This window comes from Bordetella sputigena (assembly GCF_965137885.1).
GTDB lineage: Bacteria > Pseudomonadota > Gammaproteobacteria > Burkholderiales > Burkholderiaceae_B > Bordetella_C > Bordetella_C sputigena.
The window spans coordinates 64,642-85,073 of record NZ_CBCSCA010000014.1 but is presented as its reverse complement, the minus strand read 5'-3'; the positions used below and the strand labels follow the sequence as shown (position 1 = coordinate 85,073).

General features: G+C 66.3%; 17 protein-coding genes and 1 pseudogene. 9 read left to right on the top strand and 9 right to left on the bottom strand.

Translation table 11 applies throughout. From position 1 onward, the window contains the following. Positions 1-4: 4 nt before the first annotated feature. The gene (locus tag ACNA0R_RS22990; RefSeq protein WP_415828456.1) at positions 5-1,381 is read left to right on the top strand and encodes a replicative DNA helicase; all 1,377 of its coding nucleotides are present in this window, start codon (positions 5-7) and stop codon (positions 1,379-1,381) included. A gap of 63 nt (positions 1,382-1,444) precedes the next feature. On the opposite strand, the gene ACNA0R_RS22985 is transcribed toward ACNA0R_RS22990, so the two are convergent. Further along, entirely contained in the window at positions 1,445-2,275 is an 831-nt protein-coding gene (locus ACNA0R_RS22985; protein ID WP_415828387.1) for a helix-turn-helix domain-containing protein, read from the bottom strand. 223 nt (positions 2,276-2,498) lie between these two features. Here ACNA0R_RS22985 and ACNA0R_RS22980 point away from each other — a divergent pair, with 223 nt between their 5' ends. After that, positions 2,499-4,613, top strand: a complete 2,115-nt coding sequence (locus ACNA0R_RS22980; RefSeq protein WP_415828386.1) for a TonB-dependent siderophore receptor — start codon at positions 2,499-2,501, stop codon at positions 4,611-4,613. Between the two features lie 7 nt (positions 4,614-4,620). Here the strand turns inward: ACNA0R_RS22980 and ACNA0R_RS22975 are convergent, their stop codons facing one another. The 6 genes and pseudogenes from ACNA0R_RS22975 to ACNA0R_RS22950 form a co-directional block, all read right to left on the bottom strand. Continuing rightward, complete coding sequence (locus ACNA0R_RS22975; protein ID WP_415828385.1) at positions 4,621-6,012, bottom strand: 3-deoxy-D-manno-octulosonic acid transferase; 1,392 nt, start codon at positions 6,010-6,012, stop codon at positions 4,621-4,623. A 142-nt stretch (positions 6,013-6,154) separates the two neighbouring features. Then, the gene (locus tag ACNA0R_RS22970) at positions 6,155-7,147 is read right to left on the bottom strand and encodes a bile acid:sodium symporter family protein (RefSeq protein WP_415828384.1); all 993 of its coding nucleotides are present in this window, start codon (positions 7,145-7,147) and stop codon (positions 6,155-6,157) included. A gap of 105 nt (positions 7,148-7,252) precedes the next feature. Then, entirely contained in the window at positions 7,253-8,236 is a 984-nt protein-coding gene (gene pdxA, locus ACNA0R_RS22965; RefSeq protein WP_415828383.1) for a 4-hydroxythreonine-4-phosphate dehydrogenase PdxA, read from the bottom strand. Between the two features lie 84 nt (positions 8,237-8,320). Then, a pseudogene (locus ACNA0R_RS22960) lies at positions 8,321-9,953 on the bottom strand (PhoH family protein); the annotation flags it as partial. Positions 9,954-10,102: 149 nt separating this feature from the next. Continuing rightward, complete coding sequence (locus ACNA0R_RS22955; RefSeq protein ID WP_415828382.1) at positions 10,103-10,567, bottom strand: peroxiredoxin; 465 nt, start codon at positions 10,565-10,567, stop codon at positions 10,103-10,105. Next, positions 10,564-11,019, bottom strand: a complete 456-nt coding sequence (locus tag ACNA0R_RS22950) for an Mth938-like domain-containing protein (RefSeq protein ID WP_415828381.1) — start codon at positions 11,017-11,019, stop codon at positions 10,564-10,566. Before ACNA0R_RS22950 ends, ACNA0R_RS22955 begins: the two co-directional genes overlap by 4 nt. 167 nt (positions 11,020-11,186) lie before the next feature. Between ACNA0R_RS22950 and alaC the strand changes: the two genes are divergently transcribed. From alaC to ACNA0R_RS22930, 4 genes are all read left to right on the top strand, one after another. Continuing rightward, a complete protein-coding gene (alaC, locus tag ACNA0R_RS22945) occupies positions 11,187-12,374 on the top strand; it encodes an alanine transaminase (RefSeq protein ID WP_094842831.1) in 1,188 nt (395 codons plus the stop codon). A 202-nt stretch (positions 12,375-12,576) separates the two neighbouring features. Next, complete coding sequence (locus tag ACNA0R_RS22940) at positions 12,577-13,881, top strand: homoserine dehydrogenase (RefSeq protein WP_415828380.1); 1,305 nt, start codon at positions 12,577-12,579, stop codon at positions 13,879-13,881. Beyond that, on the top strand, positions 13,878-15,287 hold the full coding sequence (gene thrC, locus ACNA0R_RS22935) for a threonine synthase (RefSeq protein ID WP_415828379.1): 1,410 nt from the start codon (positions 13,878-13,880) through the stop codon (positions 15,285-15,287). The genes ACNA0R_RS22940 and thrC overlap by 4 nt, the downstream gene beginning before the upstream one ends. Further along, positions 15,288-15,773 carry an NUDIX domain-containing protein gene (locus ACNA0R_RS22930; protein ID WP_415828378.1) on the top strand — a complete coding sequence of 162 codons (486 nt, stop codon included), beginning with the start codon at positions 15,288-15,290 and terminating at the stop codon, positions 15,771-15,773. It abuts the gene before it with no gap. 80 nt (positions 15,774-15,853) lie between these two features. On the opposite strand, the gene ACNA0R_RS22925 is transcribed toward ACNA0R_RS22930, so the two are convergent. Continuing rightward, entirely contained in the window at positions 15,854-16,828 is a 975-nt protein-coding gene (locus tag ACNA0R_RS22925) for a D-2-hydroxyacid dehydrogenase family protein (RefSeq protein ID WP_415828377.1), read from the bottom strand. Between the two features lie 37 nt (positions 16,829-16,865). After that, the gene (locus ACNA0R_RS22920) at positions 16,866-17,864 is read right to left on the bottom strand and encodes a Bug family tripartite tricarboxylate transporter substrate binding protein (RefSeq protein ID WP_415828376.1); all 999 of its coding nucleotides are present in this window, start codon (positions 17,862-17,864) and stop codon (positions 16,866-16,868) included. 213 nt (positions 17,865-18,077) lie between these two features. Between ACNA0R_RS22920 and ACNA0R_RS22915 the strand changes: the two genes are divergently transcribed. Genes ACNA0R_RS22915 through crcB form a run of 3 tightly spaced genes read left to right on the top strand, consistent with a single transcriptional unit; the run spans position 18,078 to position 20,274 of the window. Continuing rightward, complete coding sequence (locus tag ACNA0R_RS22915; RefSeq protein WP_415828375.1) at positions 18,078-19,028, top strand: ATP-binding cassette domain-containing protein; 951 nt, start codon at positions 18,078-18,080, stop codon at positions 19,026-19,028. A gap of 9 nt (positions 19,029-19,037) precedes the next feature. Beyond that, complete coding sequence (locus tag ACNA0R_RS22910) at positions 19,038-19,850, top strand: ABC transporter permease (RefSeq protein WP_415828455.1); 813 nt, start codon at positions 19,038-19,040, stop codon at positions 19,848-19,850. 46 nt (positions 19,851-19,896) lie between these two features. Continuing rightward, complete coding sequence (gene crcB / locus ACNA0R_RS22905) at positions 19,897-20,274, top strand: fluoride efflux transporter CrcB (protein WP_415828374.1); 378 nt, start codon at positions 19,897-19,899, stop codon at positions 20,272-20,274. Positions 20,275-20,432 lie beyond the last annotated feature (158 nt).

The following is a 20,432-nucleotide window of genomic DNA, read 5'->3' as shown; positions in this document are numbered from 1 at the left end:
ACCTATGAATCCCCAAGGCGATACCACGCTGGACTACCTGCGTGTGCCCCCGCACTCCATCGAGGCGGAGCAATCCGTGCTGGGCGGCCTGCTGCTGGACAACGCGGCATGGGACCGTATCGCCGACGTGTTGATCGAGGAAGACTTCTATCGGCACGACCATCGCCTGATCTGGCAGCACATCGCCCGCCTGATCGGCCTGGCGCGGCCGGCCGACGTCATCACGGTGCATGAGTCGCTGGTCAGCGCCGGCAAGTCGGAAGACGTCGGCGGCATCGCCTATCTGAATTCCCTGGCGCACAACACGCCGTCGGCCGCCAATATCCGCCGCTATGCGGAGATCGTGCGCGAGCGCGCCACGCTGCGCAAGCTGGTGACCATTGCCGATGAGATTTCTTCCGCCGCCTTGAACCCGCAGGGCAAGGAGGCGCGCCAGATCCTGGATGAAGCCGAGTCCAAGGTGTTCAAGATCGCCCAGGAAGGGGCGCGGGGCGCCGCCGGTTTCCAGGAAATCCAGCCCCTGCTGACCCAGGTCGTCGAGCGCATCGACGAGCTCTATCACCGCGATACCGAATCCGATGTCACGGGCGTGCCCACGGGCTTCACCGACCTGGACAAGATGACGTCCGGCCTGCAGCCGGGCGACCTGGTGATCGTGGCCGGGCGGCCTTCCATGGGCAAGACTTCGTTTTCCATGAACATCGGCGAACACGTCGCCATCGAGCAAGGCTTGCCGGTGGCGGTGTTCTCCATGGAAATGGGCGCGGTGCAGCTGGCCATGCGTATGCTGGGTTCCGTCGGCATGCTGGACCAGCACCGCATGCGGACCGGCAAGCTTATCGCCGAGGACTGGCCGCGCGTCACGCACGCCGTGCAGCTGATGCAGGACGCGCAGGTCTACATCGATGAAACGCCGGCCCTCAGCCCGATGGAAGTGCGCGCGCGGGCGCGCCGGCTGGCGCGGCAGTGCGGCCAGCTGGGCTTGATCATCATCGACTATATCCAGCTGATGTCGGGCAACGGCGGTGGCGGCGAAAACCGCGCCACCGAAATCTCGGAAATCAGCCGTTCGCTGAAGGGGCTGGCGAAGGAGCTGAATTGCCCCTTGATCGGCCTGTCGCAGTTGAACCGCAGCCTGGAGCAGCGGCCCAACAAGCGTCCGGTGATGAGCGATCTGCGCGAATCCGGCGCTATCGAGCAGGACGCGGACGTGATCCTGTTCATTTACCGGGACGAGGTGTACAACCCCGATTCGCCGGACAAGGGCACGGCCGAGATCATCATCGGCAAGCAGCGTAACGGCCCGATCGGCACGGTGCGGCTGACCTTCCAGGGTATGAGCACGCGCTTCCTGAATTTCACCGCCGGGCCGCAGTATTGATATCGGCGTGGCCGCGCATGCGCCGCGCGGCCGTGTGTTGCCTGGGCTCCGGGCGCCCGGACCCTATACGACGTCGCGGCGCGCCTCGCCATCCTGCCGGATGCCGGCATGGGCCTGGCGCATGTAGCGCTGCGGCGGCGCGCCCAGGGCGCGATGGAACATGGTGCTGAAGGCGTTGGCGGTGGCGTAGCCCAGATCGCGGGCGACGCTGGCCACCGGAGTCCCCAGCGACAACTGGCACACGGCTTCGGCCAGCCGCAGCTGCTGCCGCCATTGGCTGAACGTCAGGCCGGTTTCCCGCTTGAACAGGCGGCCCAGGGTACGCATGCTGGCTCCCGCATGCATGCCCAGCACATCCATGGTGGCGATGCTGCCTGGCGTTTCCATCAATAGTTCACACACTTTCAGCAGGCGCTTGTCGCGCGGCAGCGGCAGCTTGCCGTGTTCCAGCGCGGGCGCCTGCTGAAGTTGCCGCAGCAGCAGCGGCACGCACAGGGCCGCGGTGCTTTCAGGCGGGTACTCCGGCGGGTCTTCGAGCATCGCCAGGATCAACTCACGCAACAAGGGCCCGACCGCAAGGTGGCGGCACACTTTCCACAGCCATGGCGCCGTGTCGGGCTCGATGCGCAGCGCCCGCAGGGCGACTTGGCCGACCATGTGCAGCTCATGGTCCACGCCCGGGGCGATCCACAACGCATCCGTCGGCGTCACCGTCCAGGCGCCTTCGGGTGTCAGGACGCGCACCACGCCGCGCAGGGCGTAGACCAGCTGGCCTTGTTCGTGGCTGTGCCAGATTTCGCGACTGCCATGGGGATAGTCGAACCGGTATGCCATGACGGGACGCTTCAGGCGCTGATAGCCGGGAGCAAAGCGGCGCCTCCAGATATTGTCCATTTCCCGTAGTTTTTTGGATGAAGTTCTCTATACGGCCTGAAGTCGGCGGGTTGGCGAATATTCTTGACCGCCGGAATCCCAGTTTACACGTTTAAATGCGAATGATTTCGATTAACAGAAACTAATGGGGCGGGGGCGTGAACGCGCGTCGTTTTTTTGCCGCACCTCGCGCAGCGGAGCAGCCTTGATGTTCGTATTTCAGAGTGGTCGTCCCGAGTGGCGGATGTCCGGTATCGCGCTTGGCCTGGCGGCATGCCTTGCGGCGCCCGCCGGCGCGCAGCAGCCTCAGCAACTGCCGGTGATCAGCGTGACCGGCGATGCGGTCGAGACGGCGGATGGACCGGTGGCGGGCTATGTCGCCACCCGCAGCAGCGCCGGCAGCAAGACCGATACGGCGCTGATCGACACCCCGCAATCGATCTCCGTCGTCACCCGCCAGCAAATGGACGATCAGGCGGCCCAGACGCTCGATCAGGCCTTGCGCTACGTGCCAGCCGTATACAGCCAGGACAACGACCTGCGCTTCGACCAGCTGACCCTACGCGGTTTCGCGGCGGACTCCTATCTGGACGGCATGAAGCTGAACCGCACGACCTGGTTCGCCAATCCACGCATCGATCCGTACTTCCTGGAGCGCATCGATGTGCTGCGCGGACCCGCGTCGGTCCTCTATGGGCAGGCCAGCCCCGGCGGCCTGGTGGATATGGTCACCAAGCGTCCTTCGGCTGAACCGCTGCATTCGATCGAGATGGGCGTAGGCAACGACCAGCGCTATCAGCTGGGCTTCGATTTCGGCGGACCGGTCGACCAGGACGGCAAATGGCTATACCGCGTGACGGGCCTGGGCCGCGATGCGAATACCCAGACCCGCCATGTCGAGGAGCAGCGCATCGGCATTGCGCCGGCACTGACATGGCAACCCAGCAGCGATACGAAGCTGACCTTCCTCGGCAGCTATCAATACGATCCGGAGGGCGGCTTGTTCAACCCGGTGCCGGCGGCCGGCACGGTGCGATGGAATCCGAATGGGCATCTGCATCCGGATGAGTATCTGGGCAATCCTGATACGGACAGGTTTCGCCGTACGCAGTATTCGGCGGGCTATCTGCTGGAACATCGCTTCAACAACCTATTGCAGGTACGGCAGAACGTGCGCTATCTGCATGACGACGTCGATTACTACCAGACCTCGCTGTCCAGCCCACTGACGCCGGACCAGCGCAGCGCTTACATGTGGGCGAATATCAACCGCGAACACATGTCGCAGTTCACCATCGATAACCAGGCGCAGCTGGATTTCGGTACCGGTCCGGTGCGGCATACCGTGCTGGCGGGAGTGGATTACCAGTATCTGCAAAACGATATCCGGCGCGGCGGGCAATTCTTTTCGGCTTATCCCATCGACATCTTCCATCCCGATTACAACGGCTATCCGCGGGTGCCGGTTACGGTGGACGAGACGACGCGGCTGGCGCAGATCGGCGCCTATCTGCAGGAGCAGCTGCGCTGGGATCGATGGTTGTTGACGCTGGGCGGCCGGCGCGACTATGCGAGCACGCGGGACGTGCAGGATAGCGCGATGACTGGCGCCAATATGGCATCGAGCCGCACCGGCGACCACGCCTTCACATGGCGCGGCGGACTGAGCTACAAGTTCGACAACGGGATAGCGCCGTATGTCAGCTATTCGACCTCATTCCAGCCGCAGAGCGGCGCCGACTGGGACGGCAACCCCTTCATTCCGACACGCGGCAAGCAATATGAAGTAGGGATCAAGTTCCAGCCCGAGCGGTCGCGCAGTTATGCGACCGTGGCGGTGTTCGATCTGCGTCAGGAAAACGTCGTGACGCCCGATCCCGATCCCAGCCATCCGCTGGCCTCGGTGCAAGCGGGCGAGATCCGCTCGCGCGGGGTGGAGCTGGAGGGGCATGCCGAGTTGAGCCGCGAGCTGAGCTTGATCGCGTCCTATGCCTATCTGGATAACGTGGTGACGAAGTCCACCACTGCCACGCAAGGGAAGCATCCTACCGGCGTACCCAAGCATATGGCCTCGGCCTGGGCTGACTACACGATACGTGGCGGGGATCTGAGCGGGCTGGGATTCGGGGCCGGCGCGCGCTATGTCGGCAAGACTTATGGGGCGGCCGATAACGATCTTGTCCTGCCGTCGCGCGTGCTGATCGATGCGGCCGTGCACTACGATACGGGACGCTGGCGGCTGGCCCTGAACGCCAGCAATTTGTTCGACAAGGAATATCTGGCGTACTGCACCAGCCCGATGATCTGCTACTGGGGCGCCTCGCGCACCGTACTGGCGACCGCGCGCTACCAGTGGTGAAGCGGGCCTAGAACAGGAATTGCAGAGCCGGGATGTTGCGCGGTACCGCGCCCAGCTTCCCGGGGATCAGGCCTCGTTCGGACAATAGTTGCGATACCGTCCCCAGGATGCGCTCGCTGGCACCCGTGTGGGATGCCACGTAATCCCTGCCGGCGGCGATCATGCCGGCGCGGGCGGGGGCGTTGTCCAGCAGCTTGATGGCGGTGTCCAGGGCGTCGGCCACGTCCGCCGCGCGCCGGGCGGCGCCGCTGGACAGCGCGTCCAGGGTCGCCTGGGAGAAGTTGCGCGCTTGCGGTCCCATTACCACGGGGGTGCCGACGGCGCAGGGTTCGATGAGGTTCTGGCCGCCCGCTGCGGTGAAACTGCCGGCGACGATAGCGACGTCGCTGGCGGCGTAGTAGGCGTAGAGTTCGCCCATGCTATCGCCCAGCAGGATTTGCGTTGCGGGGGGCAAGGGTTGCAACAGGTCCACGGCGCTGCGGCGCGCCCAGCGCAAGCCGCTGTGGGCGAGCTGTGCCGCCACGGCGTCGAAACGGTCCGGGTGACGGGGGACCATGATCAGCAGCGGCACTTCGCGGTGCTGGGCGGCATGCCCGGCATGTCGGCCAGGCGTGCCGCGTCCACCTTGCTCGCGCGCCATGTAGGCCTGGATGAACGCCGCTTCCTCCCCCTCGTGGGTGCTGGCGATCACCACGACTCGCCTGCCCCACATCTGGCGCCACGCGCGGCCCAGGGTGATCTGGTCGCCGGGCGCCGCCATATCGAACTTGATATTGCCGCACACCTGCACATTGCGGGCGCCGCTGGAACGCAAGCGCTCCGCATCCTGCTCGGTCTGCGCCAGCACGCGATCGAGCCCGGCATAGGCATCGCGCAGGACGCGGCCGGCATAGCGGCCGCGTTTGGCGGAACGTTCCGACAAGCGCGCGCTCGCCAGCACCATGGGGACGTTGCGCGCGTTCGCTTCGTGGATCATGTTGGGCCACACTTCGCGTTCCAGCAGGATCCCGCAGGACGGCGCTACCTCTTCCAGAAAGCGCCGGCATGCGCCTGGGGTGTCGTAGGGCAGCCAGGCCTGGCGCAACTGGCCCGCGTCGATCGCGGCGCCATGGAGGCGGGCGCCTTCGCGGCGGCCGGTCGCCGTGGCGTGCGTCAGGATGACCGGCCAGCGGCGTTTGAGCAGTTCCTGCACCAGAGGCTGCGCGGCGCGCGTTTCCCCCAGGCTGACCGCGTGTATCCAGACCGGCGCCACGCCGCTGGTCGGCAGGGCATAGCCGAAGCCGAAACGCTCCCACAGGGCGGTGGAGTACAGGGGATCTGATCGGCCCTTGGCCAGCGTGCGGACGGCAAGGGCGGGCGCACAGGCGCGCAGGATACAGGCGTAGGTGGTGCGGTTCATGCTGGCGGACCCCGGATTGCCCTCATGGGATGAGCGGGGTCCAGCATGCGCCGCCTGCATTTCCGGCGATTTACAGCGGCGTGTCAGCCGCTTTACAGCCGTGTGTCCGGATCTTTACAAGGCGGCCGGCCTTATGTGCCGGTCAGTCGTGGCCGTGGCCGTCGCCGGCGGGGGGACGCTTGGCGAAGCGGCCGGCCAGCATGGCGCAGACCATCAGCTGGATCTGGTGGAACATCATCAGCGGCAACACGATGGCGCCCACCGCGTGGCCGGCGAACAGCACCTGCGCCATGGGGATGCCGCTGGCCAGGCTCTTCTTCGAACCGCAGAACATCAGCGTGATGCGGTCCGGCACGCTGAAGCCCATCACGCGGCCCGCCACCGCCGTGATCAGCAGCGCTACGGCCAGGATGACGCCGCAGGCGACGATCAGGCCCAGCAGCGCCGGCACGGGCGTGTTGTGCCACAGGCCTTCATTCACGGCTTCCGAGAACGCGGTGTACACGACCAGCAGGATGGAGCCCTGGTCGACGATCTTCAGCAGCGACTTGCGCTTGTGCACCCAGCCGCCGATCCAGCGCCGCAGTACCTGGCCCAGTACGAAGGGGAGCAGCAACTGCAGCATGATCTTGCCGACCGCGTCGAAGGACACGGGCGCATTGCCGGCATTGACCACCACCAGGCCGACCGCCAGCGGGGTGATGAAGATGCCCAGCAGGCTGGACGCGGACGCGCTGCATACGGCGGCCGGTACATTGCCGCGCGCCATCGACGTGAAGGCGATCGCCGACTGCACGGTGGCGGGCAGGCAGCACAGGAACATGATGCCCAGGTAGAGCTCCGGTGTGACCAGCGGCATCAGCACGGGCTTGAGCGCCAGTCCGATAAGGGGAAACAGGATGAAGGTGGTCGTGAAGATCAGCGTGTGCAAGCGCCAATGCGTGATGCCGGCGACGATGGCTTCGCGCGACAGGCGGGCGCCGTGCAGGAAAAACAGCAGTCCGACCGCGATATTCGTGATGTTGCTGAATATCGGCACGCCGCGACCGTGCGCGGGAAAGAGGCTGGCGAGGATGACGGTGGTGACCAGGAACAGCAGGAAGCGGTCCGGCAAAAAGCGAGTGAAGCGGTTCATGAGCTGCGACGGAAGACGGTCATGCCATGCGCGAACCGCGCCAGCCGGCCGGGATGGTGAAAATCAGAAGGCGCTTATTGTAGACCTGGACGATCCGCGATTCTTTCAATGGCCTGTCATGGCCAAGGCCAGGTCGAAGGCGACGATGAGCGAGGTCGGATCGGCGACGCCCTGCCATGCAATATCGAAGGCGGTGCCGTGGTCGACGCTGGTACGGACGAAGGGCAGGCCGACGGTGACGTTGACGCCTTCTTCCACGCCCAGGTATTTGACCGGGATCAGTCCCTGGTCATGGTATTGCGCGACGACGATATCGAAATCGCCGCGCCGGGCGCGCATGAATATCGTATCGCCGGGCCAGGGACCGCTGGCATCCATGCCTTCCTGGCGCGCGGCCTGGATGGCGGGGCCGATGACGTCGATTTCCTCGCGGCCGAATTTGCCGTTTTCGCCGGCATGCGGATTCAGGCCGGCCACCGCCACCCGCGGCCGGTCGATCCCCATCTGCCGGCAGGCCGCGTGGGCCAGCCGGATGGCGCGCAATTCGGATTCCACCGTGATGCGGGCGAAAACATCGGCCAGGGCCAGGTGGATGGTGACCAGCAGGACGCGCAATTCGCGGTTGGCCAGCATCATGGCGAAATCCCGGGTGCCGCTGCGGTCGGCCAGGATTTCCGTGTGCCCGGGATAATCGATGCCGCCGGCGTGCATGGATGCCTTGTTCAGCGGCGCGGTGACGATGGCGCGGATGCGGCCCGCCATGGCGTCGTCGATGGCCGCGCATACATATTCGTAGGCGGCGCGTCCGGCCCGCGCGTCGACCTGGCCGGGCGGCAGGTCGGCGGGCAGGGCGGGGTGGCAGGCCACCACCTGAATGAGGTCCGCGCGTGGCGCGGCATGGGCAGCGTCCGGGATCTCCTCGATGTCCAGGCGCGCGCCCAGCATTTGCGCCGCGCGGCGCAGCGCGCCGGCGTCGCCATAAACGATGGCGGGGGCCGCCAGGCCCTGGGCGTAGGCCTGCACGACGATCTCGGGACCGATGCCGGCGGCATCGCCCATGGTGATGCCAAGGGGAAGCACGGCCGTCATGCGGCGTCCTCCTCGCACACCGAGGCTTCCCACGCCCGCATGCCCGCGGCGCCCGAGGTCATGGCATGGTCCCGCGCCCCGTCGCTACAGCACGTCGCCGGCATAGTCGGCCAGGCGCGAGCGTTCGCCGCGCTGCAGGGTGACGTGGCCCGAATGCGGCCAGCCCTTGAAACGGTCGACCACATAGGTCAGGCCCGAGCTGCCTTCCGTCAGATACGGCGTGTCGATCTGCGCGATATTGCCCAGGCAGATGACCTTGGTGCCGGGGCCCGCCCGCGTCACCAGCGTCTTCATCTGCTTGGGTGTCAGGTTCTGCGCCTCGTCGATGATCAGGTATTTATTCAGGAAGGTACGGCCGCGCATGAAGTTCAGCGATTTCACCTTGATGCGCGAACGGATGAGATCCATGGTGGCCGCGCGGCCCCAGTCGCCATTGCCGTCGCCGTCCCCCATGTTGAGTACGTCCAGGTTGTCTTCCAGGGCGCCCATCCACGGCAGCATTTTTTCTTCTTCCGTGCCCGGCAGGAAGCCGATGTCCTCGCCCACGGGTACCGTGACGCGGGTCATGATGATTTCCGTATAGCGCTTGGTTTCCAGCACCTGGGTCAGGCCCGCCGCCAGCGCCAGCAGGGTCTTGCCCGTGCCGGCCTGGCCCAGCAGCGAAATGAAGTCGCACTCGGGATTCATCAGCAGGTTGAGCGCGAAATTCTGTTCGCGGTTGCGCGCCGTGATGCCCCAGACATTGTTCTTGCCGTGCGTGTAGTCGCGCAGCGTGGCCAGCACGGCTGTCTTGCCGCTGACCTCGCGCACCTGCGCGTACAGCGGCATCTGGCCTTCGAAGTACACGAACTGGTTGACCACGAACTGCGCGCACAGCGGCCCGTTGATGCGGTAGAAGGTGGTGCCGCCCTGCTGCCAGGATTCGACGTCCTTGCCGTGCTTGTTCCAGAAATCTTCCGGCAGCTGCATCACGCCGGTGTAGAGCAGGTCCGAGTCTTCCAGGACGTGGTCGTTGAAGTAGTCTTCCGCGGCCATGCCCAGCGCACGCGCCTTCAGGCGCATGTTGATGTCCTTGGACACCAGCACGACTTCGCGCTCGGGGTACTTTTCCTGCAGGGCGCGCACGACGCCGAGGATCTGGTTGTCCGCCTTGCCCATGGGCAGGTCGGAGGGCAGCGTGCTGTGGATCGCGGTGGTCTGCAGCAGCAGGCGGCCGGCGGCGTCCTTATTGCCAAGCGCGTTCAGCGCCAGGCCCTCGTCCAGCTTGACGGTGTCGCTGACCAAGGCATCCAGGGAACGGCTGACCTGGCGCGCATTGCGCGCGACTTCGGACATGCCTTTCTTCTGATGGTCCAGCTCTTCCAGCGTCATCATCGGCAGGAAGATGTCGTGCTCTTCGAAGCGGAACAGGGACGTGGGGTCGTGCAGCAGCACGTTGGTGTCCAGCACGAACAGCTTGCGGACGCCGGTGTCGGGGCGCGCGCGGGGCCTGCGCGACGGTGTCGCGGCGGGCGTGGGGGCGGCGCGCAGCACCGGTGCGGCGGCGGGCGCCGCGTCCGGCTGGGCGGCCGCGGCTTTGCGGCCGGTTTCCTTGCGCGCGGCGGTCTTGCGCGGCGCCAGGGGCTGCGGTTGGGGGGTGGCGATGCCGGCCAGCTGGGGCTGGACGACTTCGCGCTCGGGTTGTTCGGCCGACGGTTTGACCGAGCGGGCGGCCTGCNTGGCGCGGGCGGCTTCGCCCGAAGGGAAGGTCAGGATAGCGGCGGGACGGGTGGGCAACTTGGGAAGCGGCATGGAGTCACTCTCCTTGGGGGGCCGGCAATATCGCCTGACTGGGGCCCGGACGGACCCCGAACTACGGGAAATCGGTCAACCGATGCTTTTGGCGGCTTGCAGGACTTCCTTGGCATGGCCCGGAACCTTGACTCCGCGCCATTCCTGCACCAGCACGCCATAGGCATCGATCAGGAAGGTGCTGCGCTCGATGCCGCGCACCTGCTTGCCATACATGTTTTTCTGCTTGATGACGCCGAACAGATTGCACACGGTTTCGTCGGGGTCGGTGATCAGTGGAAAGGGAAGGTCGTATTTGCAGCGGAAGTTTTCGTGCGACTTGAGCGAATCGCGGGAGATGCCGATGACCACGCAGCCCGCCGCCAGGAAATCGGCGTGCATGTCGCGGAAGTCCTGGCTTTCGGTGGTGCAGCCGGGCGTGTTGTCCTTGGGATAGAAGTACAGGACCACGGCGCGGCCTCGGCATTGCTCCAGGCTGATCGGGCCGATGGTGCTGTCAGCGGTAAAAAGCGGGGCCGGTTTGCCTATGATCGGCTTCATTCTTCGGATTCTCCGGTCGGAATCAGGGCGACGATGACGCGCCGGCCTTCCGACATCAGTATGTTGTAGGTTCGTGCCGCCGCCTGGGTATCCATGGTTTCGATGCCGATGCCCGCCGTCAGCAGCGGACGCAGCACTTCCGGCCGCAGGAAGCGCTGGCGCGCACCGGTGCCGATGAGGAGGACTTCGGGGGCGTTGGGGGGAAGCGCGGGCGCGGTATCGGGCTCGTCCAGGAAGGCGAGCGGATCGCGGACCGGTTCGGGCAGGCCGGCGGCCTGTCGCAAGAGCGATGAGGTGATCTGGTCCGCGGCCTTGACCGGCCATTCGGCGACTGCGCCTTCGGGCCCGAAGGCGACCGCGTGGGAAAAGCGTACCAGGTTGACTTCGATGTATCCGTCACCATAAGCGGTCACGGTATTCAGCGCCGACGCAGGCTCAGTATGCAGCTTCAATAAGGACTCCGGCTTGTTGTGCGGATGATAGCGCATCGCAATGCACGCATGTTGCGCGCTCAACACGGGGGAAAAGTGCTTTTTTCGTGCCATTTGCCGGGTTGCTCTGCATAGGCTAGATTATCGGGTTAGCCCCTAATTCCCCTCCCGCATCAAGGATTCCCGTCATGAGGAACTTCTCGCGCATCGAGCGCCTGCCGCCTTACGTTTTCAATATCACGGCCGAATTGAAAATGGCGGCACGACGGCGCGGAGAGGACATCATCGACATGTCCATGGGAAATCCGGACGGCGCCACGCCGCGCCATATCGTGGATAAGCTGATCGAGGCCGCCAACCGGCCCGATACCCACGGCTATTCGGTGTCCAAGGGGATACCGCGGCTGCGCAAGGCGATCTCCGACTGGTACCAGCGCCGTTATGCGGTGGATATCGATCCGGACAGCGAGGCCATCGTCACCATCGGGTCCAAGGAAGGCCTGGCGCACCTGATGCTGGCCACCCTGGATCGCGGCGATACCGTGCTGGTGCCCAATCCCAGCTATCCCATCCATATCTACGGGGCGGTCATCGCGGGCGCGAATATCCGTTCGGTGCGCATGACGCCGGGCGTGGACTTTTTCGAGGAACTGGAGCGCGCCGTGCGCGAATCCATACCCAAGCCCAAGATGATGGTGCTGGGCTTTCCCAGCAATCCCACGGCGCAATGCGTGGACCTGGGCTTCTTCGAGCGCGTCGTGGCGCTGGCCAAGGAACATGACATCCTGGTGGTGCATGATCTGGCCTACGCCGATATTTGCTTCGACGGCTATGTCGCGCCGTCCATCATGCAGGTGCCCGGCGCGCGCGACGTGGCGGTCGAGTTCTTTACCATGAGCAAGAGCTACAACATGGCCGGCTGGCGCATCGGCTTCATGGTGGGCAATCGCGAGCTGGTCCATGCGCTGGCGCGGATCAAGAGCTATCACGATTACGGGACGTTCACGCCCATCCAGGTCGCCTCGATCGCGGCGCTGGATGGGCCGCAGGATTGCGTCAAGCAGGTGGTCGAACAGTACCGCAGCCGGCGCGACGTATTGGCGCGCGGCTTGCACGAAGCGGGTTGGAACGTGGAGATTCCCAAGGCGTCCATGTATATCTGGGCGCAGATTCCGGAGCCCTACAAGGCCCTGGGCTCGCTGGAGTTCTCCAAGCGCCTGCTGGCCGACGCCAAGGTCGCCGTTTCGCCGGGGATCGGTTTCGGCGAATACGGTGACGACTATGTGCGCTTCGCGCTCATCGAAAACGAGCAACGGACCCGCCAGGCGGTCCGCGGCATTAAAGAGATGTTCCGCAAGGACGGATTGCTGAAATGACACCCCCGAAGCGCTGCGCGCTTCCCCCTCAAGGGGGGCGACGCCAGCGGACCGGAGGGAAGGCCCACCCCCGAAGCGCTGTGCGCTTCCCCCTCAAGGGGGCGACGCCAGCGGACCGGCGGAGCCGGATCCGCGGCGTCTGCGTTTGGGGAGAGCCGTGTCATGTGATGCGGGTGATTTGAAGCGTGATGGATAACTCAAAATGAATCCCATGAAGGTGGGCCTGCTGGGCCTGGGCGTGGTGGGTGGCGGGACCTTTACGGTGCTGTCGCGCAATGCCGAAGAAATCGCACGGCGCGCGGGCCGTCGCATCGAAGTCAGCCACATCGCCGTGCGCGATGCCGCCAAGGCGGCCAGCCGCGTCGGCGACGCGGCGGCGATCACGACGGACCCGCACCAGGTCGTGCGCAATCCGGAAATCGATATCGTCGTCGAACTCATCGGCGGCGACACGCTGGCCCGCGAGCTGGTGCTGGAAGCCATCGCCCAGGGCAAGCACGTGGTCACGGCGAACAAGGCGCTGCTGGCCAAGCATGGCAACGAAATCTTCGCCGCGGCCTCGGCGCGCGGCGTGATGGTGGCTTTCGAGGCCGCTGTCGCCGGCGGCATCCCCATCATCAAGGCGATACGCGAAGGCCTGACCGCCAACCGCATCGAGTGGGTGGCCGGCATCATCAACGGCACCACCAACTTCATCCTTTCCGAAATGCGCACGCGCGGCCAGCCCTTCGCCGAAGTCCTGGCCGAAGCGCAGCGCCTGGGCTATGCGGAAGCCGATCCCACCTTCGACATCGAAGGCGTCGATGCCGCCCATAAGCTGACGCTGCTGGCCTCGCTGGCCTTCGGCGTGCCGGTGCAGTTCGACAAGGCCTATGTGGAAGGCATTTCCGCGCTGGCGCAGGAAGACATCGCGCACGCCGAACGCCTGGGCTATCGCATCAAGCTGCTGGGCATGACGCGCCGGCGTCCCGACGGCATCGAACTGCGCGTGCATCCGGCGCTGATCCCGGCCGAGCGCCTGCTGGCCAATGTGGAAGGCCCCATGAACGCCGTGCTGGTGCGCGGCGACGCCGTCGGCCCCACGCTGTATTACGGGCAGGGCGCCGGTGAAGAACCGACGGCGTCCGCCGTGGTGGCCGACCTGGTGGACGTGACGCGGCTGCATACCGCCGACCCGGGCAACCGCGTGCCGCACCTGGCCTTCCAGCCGGACGCGATGGCGGATACGCCCATCCTGTCCATCGACCAGGTGTCGACGTCCTATTACCTGCGCCTGCGCGTGGACGACCAGCCCGGCGTGCTGGCGGACATCGCCCGCATCCTGGCCGAGCACAAGATTTCGATCGGCTCCATGATCCAGCAGCCGTCGCATATCGGCGGCGCGGACATCATCTTCCTGACGCATCAAGCGGTGGAAGGCGCCGTCAACACAGCCATCGGCCGCATCGAAGGCTTGCCCTTCGTGCGTTCCCGGGTGACACGCATCCGCATGGAGACCTTGTCATGAAATACGTATCCACGCGCGGCGGCATGGCGCCGCAGGATTTCTCCGACATCCTGCTGGAAGGCCTGGCGCCGGATGGCGGCCTGGCGGTACCGCAAACCCTGCCGCGGCTGTCGGCCGAGACCCTGCAAGGCTGGCGCGGCCTGCCTTATGCCGATCTGGCCTTCGAAGTGCTGCGGCTGTTCGCCGACGACATTCCGGCGGACGACCTGCATCGCCTGACCCGCGCCGCCTATACCGACAAGGTGTTCGGCAGCGAAGACATCGTGCCGGTGCGGCCGCTGTCCGGGGGCATGAGCCTGCTGGGCCTGTCGGACGGCCCGACCCTGGCGTTCAAGGACATGGCCATGCAGTTCCTGGGCCAGGTCTTCGAATACGTGCTGGCCAAGCGCGGCACCACGCTGAATATCCTGGGCGCGACCTCGGGGGATACCGGCTCCGCGGCGGAATACGCGCTGCGCGGCAAGAAGGGCGTGGCGGTCTTCATGCTGTCGCCGCACGGCCGCATGAGCCCCTTCCAGCGCGCGCAGATGTATTCGCTGCAGGACGCCAACATCCACAACATCGCCGTGCGCGGCGTGTTCGACGATTGCCAGGACATCGTCAAGCTGCTGGCCGGCGACCTGGACTTCAAGGCGGGCTGCCGTCTGGGGGCCGTGAATTCCATCAACTGGGCGCGTATCGCCGCGCAGGTGGTGTATTACATCCACGGCTGGCTGCGCGCGACCACGCGGGCGGACCAGCAGGTTTCCTTCGCGGTGCCCTCGGGCAACTTCGGCAATATCCTGGCGGGGCATATCGCCCGCCGCATGGGCCTGCCGGTGCGGCGCCTGGTGCTGGCCACCAACGAAAACAATGTGCTGGAAGAGTTCCTGCGCACGGGCATCTACCGGCCGCGATCCGCCGTCGACACGTACGCGACCTCCAGTCCGTCGATGGATATTTCGCGCGCGTCGAATTTCGAGCGCTTCGTGTATGACCTGATGGGCGGCGACGCGTCGCGCGTCAAGGCCTTGTGGCGCGAACTCGCGGAAACGGGCCAGTTCGACCTGTCGGCGCTGCAGCCGTCCTTCGAAGCCGACTATGGTTTCGTCGGCGGGGTCAGCACGCACGCGGACCGGCTGGCCACCATCCGCTCCACTTACGACGAAGCCGGTGTGCTGATCGATCCGCATACCGCCGACGGGGTGAAGGTGGCCCGCGCCTATGTCGAGCCGGGCGTGCCCATGCTGGTGCTGGAAACGGCGCTGCCGGCGAAGTTCTCGGACACGATCCAGGAAGCCCTGGGCCGTCCGGTGCCGCCGCCGGCCGGGCTGGCCGATCTGGAATCGCTGCCCCAGCGCGTGCAGGTCATGGATTGCGACGCCCAGGCCGTAAAGGCTTACGTGAAGGCGCACGCGGTGCTGTAGGTGGCGAAGGCCAGCGCGGGCATCCTGATGTACCGCGTGTCCGGCACCCCCGCGGGTGCCGGACCGGGAATGGAGGTGTCCGTCCTGCTCGTCCATCCCGGTGGACCGTACTGGCGGGCGCGCGACGCGGGCGCCTGGTCCATACCCAAGGGCGAAATCGATGCGGGTGAAGATCCGCTTGCCACCGCCGTGCGCGAATTCCGCGAAGAACTGGGCGCCGCTCCCGGCGAGCCGCTGCTGCCCCTGGGAGAAATCGTCCAGCGCGGCGGCAAGCGCGTGGTCGCTTTCGCGGTGGCGGGCGACTTCGATGTCGCGGCGTTGCGCAGCAACACCTTCGAGATGGAGTGGCCGCCGCGCAGCGGACGGCTGCAGGTCTTTCCGGAAGTGGACCGCGCAGCCTGGTTCAGCCTGCCGCGCGCGCACGAGAAGATACTGGAGAGCCAGCGTCCGCTGCTCGATCGCCTGGCGCGGCTGTTGAAGGAATGAGGCGGCGCGCCGCGCTCTCGCCGCGGGGTTCGCAATCGCGCAATCGCGCAGGAGCGCGGCGCCATCCGCCTGCCGCGCCGTCAGCCTTCGGTACGCAACACCTCCGGATTGACCAGATTGGTCGGCGTGCCGGCGCAGAACGCGTTGATGTTGTCGAAAGCCGTGCCGAAATAGGCTTCGTAGTTGTCCTTCTCAACGAAGCCCAGGTGCGGCGTGCATAGCGCGTTGGGCAGGCGCAGCAGGGGATGGTCCGCGCCCAGGATGGGTTCGGATTCGAACGTGTCGACCGCGGCGTAGCGTGGCCGGCCCGCGTGCAGCGCCGCTTCCAGCGCGCCGGGGGCAATCAGCTCGGCGCGGCTGGTGTTGACGATCAGCGCCGTGGTTTTCATGCGGGCCAGGTCCGCGGCGCCGATGGCTGCCTGCGTCGCAGGCCCCAGCCGCAGGTGCAGCGTCAGGACGTCGCTTTCGGCGAAGAAGGCCTCGCGGCTGGGCGCGACTTCGATGCCGTCCTGGCGCGCCTGGGTAGTCGAACCCGGGCCGCCCCATACCCAGACTTTCATGCCGAAGGCGCGTCCGTAGTTTGCCACCTGTTTGCCGATCCGGCCGTAGCTCCAGACGCCCAGGCGCTGGCCGCGCAACTCCTGCCCCAGCGTGCCTTGCCACAGGCCGTCGCGCAGGCGATTCGCTTCCGTGACCAGGTGCCGGCGGCTGGCCAGCATCAGCGCCCAGGTCAGTTCGGCCGTGGCCGCGCCGGAACCCGAGCCTTCGGCCACCGCCACGCCGTGGGCGGTGCACGCCGCGACGTCCAGATGCGGGGCCACCTTGCCGATCTGGCTGATCAGGCGCAGCTGGGGCAGGCGGCGCAGCAGCGCTTCCCCGACCTGCGTGCGCTCGCGCGTCAGCACGATGGCTTCGGCATCGCGAAACCGCTCCGCCAGCGCGTCGATGTCCTTCACGTTGTCGTGAAAGACGGTGACGTCGTGGCCGGCGAGCCGGGCATAGCAGTCCAGGCCGCGTACGCAGTCCTGGTAGTCGTCGGGAATCGCGATGCGCATGGTGCTCTCTTCGAAAGGCGGTGATGGAACAGCCGGGTCAGCCGATGGAGATATGCAGGCGGCCGATGGTGTCTTTCCATTGGGCGAGGTCGTCATGGATCAGGCTGGCGAACTGCCCGGGCGGCATGCCGCCCGGGTCGATGCCTACCGACGCCAGATATTGCCGCGCCTCGTCGCTGCCCAGGGCATCGCGAACCGCGTCGTATAGCGCCTGGCGCGTCGGCTCCGGCGTCCCAGCCTTGACCAGCGCCCCATACCAGGCATGGATATCGAAACCGGGGTAACCCGACGCGGCGATGGTCGGTACATCCGGCAAGGCCTTGGCGCCCGCGGCCGGCGCCGCCGCCAGCGCACGCAGTTTGCCGGCTCGCAGATAAGGCAGCAGCGTGGGCGTGTCCAGGAACATGAACTGCAGCCGCCCGGCCAGCAGATCGGTCAGCGCCGGCGCCGCGCCGCGATAAGGTACGTGGGTGACTTGCAGGCCGGCACGGTCGGCGAACAGCGCGCCGGCCAGATGGGCCGATGTGCCGTTGCCCGACGAGCCGTAGCTCATGCTGTCCGGCCTGGCCTTGGCGGCCGTCACCAGGTCCGCCAGCGTCCTGGCCGGGGAATCGGCGCGCACCACCAGGATATGGGGAATGAAGGCCGCCACCGTGATGGGCTCGAAATCCTTTTCGGCGTTGTACGCGACGGGCATCATGGCCGGCGTCGTCACCAGCGTGATGGAAGACAGCACCATCGTCGAGCCGTCGGCTGGCGCGCTGCTGACGGCGTTGAGCGCGACCACGCCGCCACCGCCCGGACGGTTGTCCACGACGACGGGTTGCTTCAGCATGGGGCTCATGATTTTGCCGAGCAGGCGTCCCAGGCTGTCGACCGGGCCGCCCGGTGCGAAAGGCACGATCAGCCGCAAGGTTTTGTTGGGCAGCGCCGGCGACGGGGCGGTGGCGGCGCGTGCCGGCCAGGGGGCGAGGGCGGTGGTCGCGATGGCGGCGGCAGCCGTCAGCACGCGGCGGCGGGCGGGATAATGCTGCATGGTTTGTCTCCACATCCGGCACGCCAGGTGCCGGCGACACTCGGCCGCGCGGTCGATGGGCGCGGTGCTTGTTGTGCGGCGAGTGTAGAGGACGGCGGCGCCAGCGGCACGGCGACATTTCCAGCCAGTGGAAATGCCCCGTCCTGGTTCCTGATGCGCGAAAGCGCGGCCGATGTCTCGGCGCGTATCCTGGCGCGCGGCTAGAATGCGGCGATGACCGTCGTTACTCCCTCATCCGCCAGCGAGTCCGCCGCCTTGCGCGTCGAAGGTCTGCGCAAGGGCTACAACGGCCGCCCCATCGTGCGGGACCTCTCTTTTTTCCTGCGCCGCGGCGAGTGCTACGGGTTGCTCGGACCCAATGGCGCGGGCAAGACGACCACGCTGCGCACCTTGCTGGGACTGACGCCGTTTGATGGCGGCAGCATCGAACTTCTTGGATTACCGGTTCCGGCGCTGGCCCGCCAGGCTCGCATGGGCGTAGGCGTCGTTCCGCAGATGGACAACCTGGATCCCGACTTCACTGTGGTGGAAAACCTGTTGGTGTTCGGCCGCTATTTCGGCTTGCACGATGCGGAGATCCGCGGGCGCATTCCGGAATTGCTGGATTTCGCCGCGCTGGCCGGCAAGGCCAATGCGCGCATCGGCGAGCTGTCGGGCGGCATGAAGCGGCGCCTGACGCTGGCCCGTGCCTTGATCAACAACCCGGCGCTGATCGTGATGGACGAGCCGACCACGGGGCTGGATCCGCAGGCTCGCCATTTGATCTGGGAGCGTCTGAAGGCATTACTGGCGCGCGGCAAGACCATCCTGTTGACCACCCATTTCATGGACGAGGCCGAGCGTTTGTGCCATCGCCTGGGCGTGATCGATCGTGGCCGCATGATCGCCGAGGGGACGCCGCGCGAGTTGATAGACCGGCACGTCGAGCCTCAAGTGGTGGAAGCGTATGGCGATGGCCTGCAGGCCTGGCTGGAAGCCTGGCGCGGGGAGCTGGCCGCGCGCATCGAAGTCAGCGGCGAAACGGCGTTCTGCTACACCGCGGATGCCGATCCGATCGTGCGCACGCTGCGCGTGGCGGCGGGGGTACGGTATCTGCATCGTCCCGCCAATCTCGAAGATCTTTTCCTGCGCTTGACCGGCCGCGATATGCGCGAGGATACCTAGGGCATGCCGATGCAGACACCCGCGAACCGCACGTCCACCATGCCGCCGCTGTGGCGCTGGCCCTGGCCGACCACGCGCAGCTTCGCGGTGGTGCGCCGCAATTTCCTGGTGTGGCGCAAAACGGCGCTTACCACCATCCTGGGCGACGTCCTGGATCCCATGGTGGCCTTGCTGGCGCTGGGCTATGGCCTGGGAGGCATGCTGCCGGGCGTGGAAGGCGTGCCCTACGTCACCTATCTGTCGGCGGGCTCCATATGCGTGGGCGCCTTGTACGGCGCCACGTTCGAAGCGACGTATAACGCGTTTTCGCGGCTGCAGATCCAGCGCACCTGGGACGCCATGCTGAATACGCCTCTCGATCTGGACGATGTGGTGTGGGCCGAGATCCTGTGGGCCGCGGCCAAGGCCATGAAAAGCGGCCTCGCCATCCTGCTCGTCGTGGTCGCCCTGGATATCTCGCGCGCCGCGACGCTGGCATGGGTGCCGCTGGTGCTGGTCCCCATGGGCTTGCTGTTCGCCGGCATGGCCATCATCGTCAGCGCCCTGGCGCGCGGCTATGACTTCTTCATGTACTACTTCACCCTCGTCATCACGCCCATGGTGTTCCTGTCGGGCGTGTTCTTCCCGGTGTCGCAGCTGCCCGCGCCGCTGGTCGCCGTGATGCGCTGGCTGCCGCTGTCGGCGGCGGTCGATATCCTGCGGCCGCTGGCGCTGGGCGAGCGGCCGCCGCAACTGTGGCCTAACCTGATCCAGCTTGTCGTCAGCGGCGTGGCGGCGGTGTGGATCGCCGCCATATTGATGCGCCGGCGTTTATTGCGATAATCCGGCTCGTTTCCGTTGAGCGGGCGCGCAGGCGCGGGGCAAGACTATGTTCACTGCTGGAAATTTTCTCGCCGTCGGTATCGGGGCTGCCCTGGGCGCCTGGCTGCGCTGGGTGCTCGGCCTGTTCTTCAATGCGGGCGGCTGGCCGTGGGGCACCATGGCGGCGAACCTGGCCGGAGGGTATCTGATAGGGGTGATGGTCGCGCTGGTCGCGGGCCATCCGGAATGGCCCGTGTGGATACGCCTGGTCTGCATCACCGGCTTCCTCGGCGGCCTGACGACGTTTTCCACCTTTTCGGCGGAAACGGTTGCCTTCGTGGAAGAGGGCGCCTACGGCGTCGCCCTGCTGTACGCCGGCGCCAGCCTGGCCGGCTCCCTGCTGTTGACGGCGGCGGGGCTTTATACGGTGCGCAGCCTGGCGTAGCGGCGGGACGGCACCGCGGTCAGCGCAAGGGCGGCCAGGTGCCGGTCTCCATGCGTTACCGATACCAGGCGTGCACGGCGGCGTCGCCAACCGCGTTATGGCCGTGGGCCGCCAAAGTCTTGGCGATGGCTTGGGCGATCAGAAGCCCCGGATCGCGC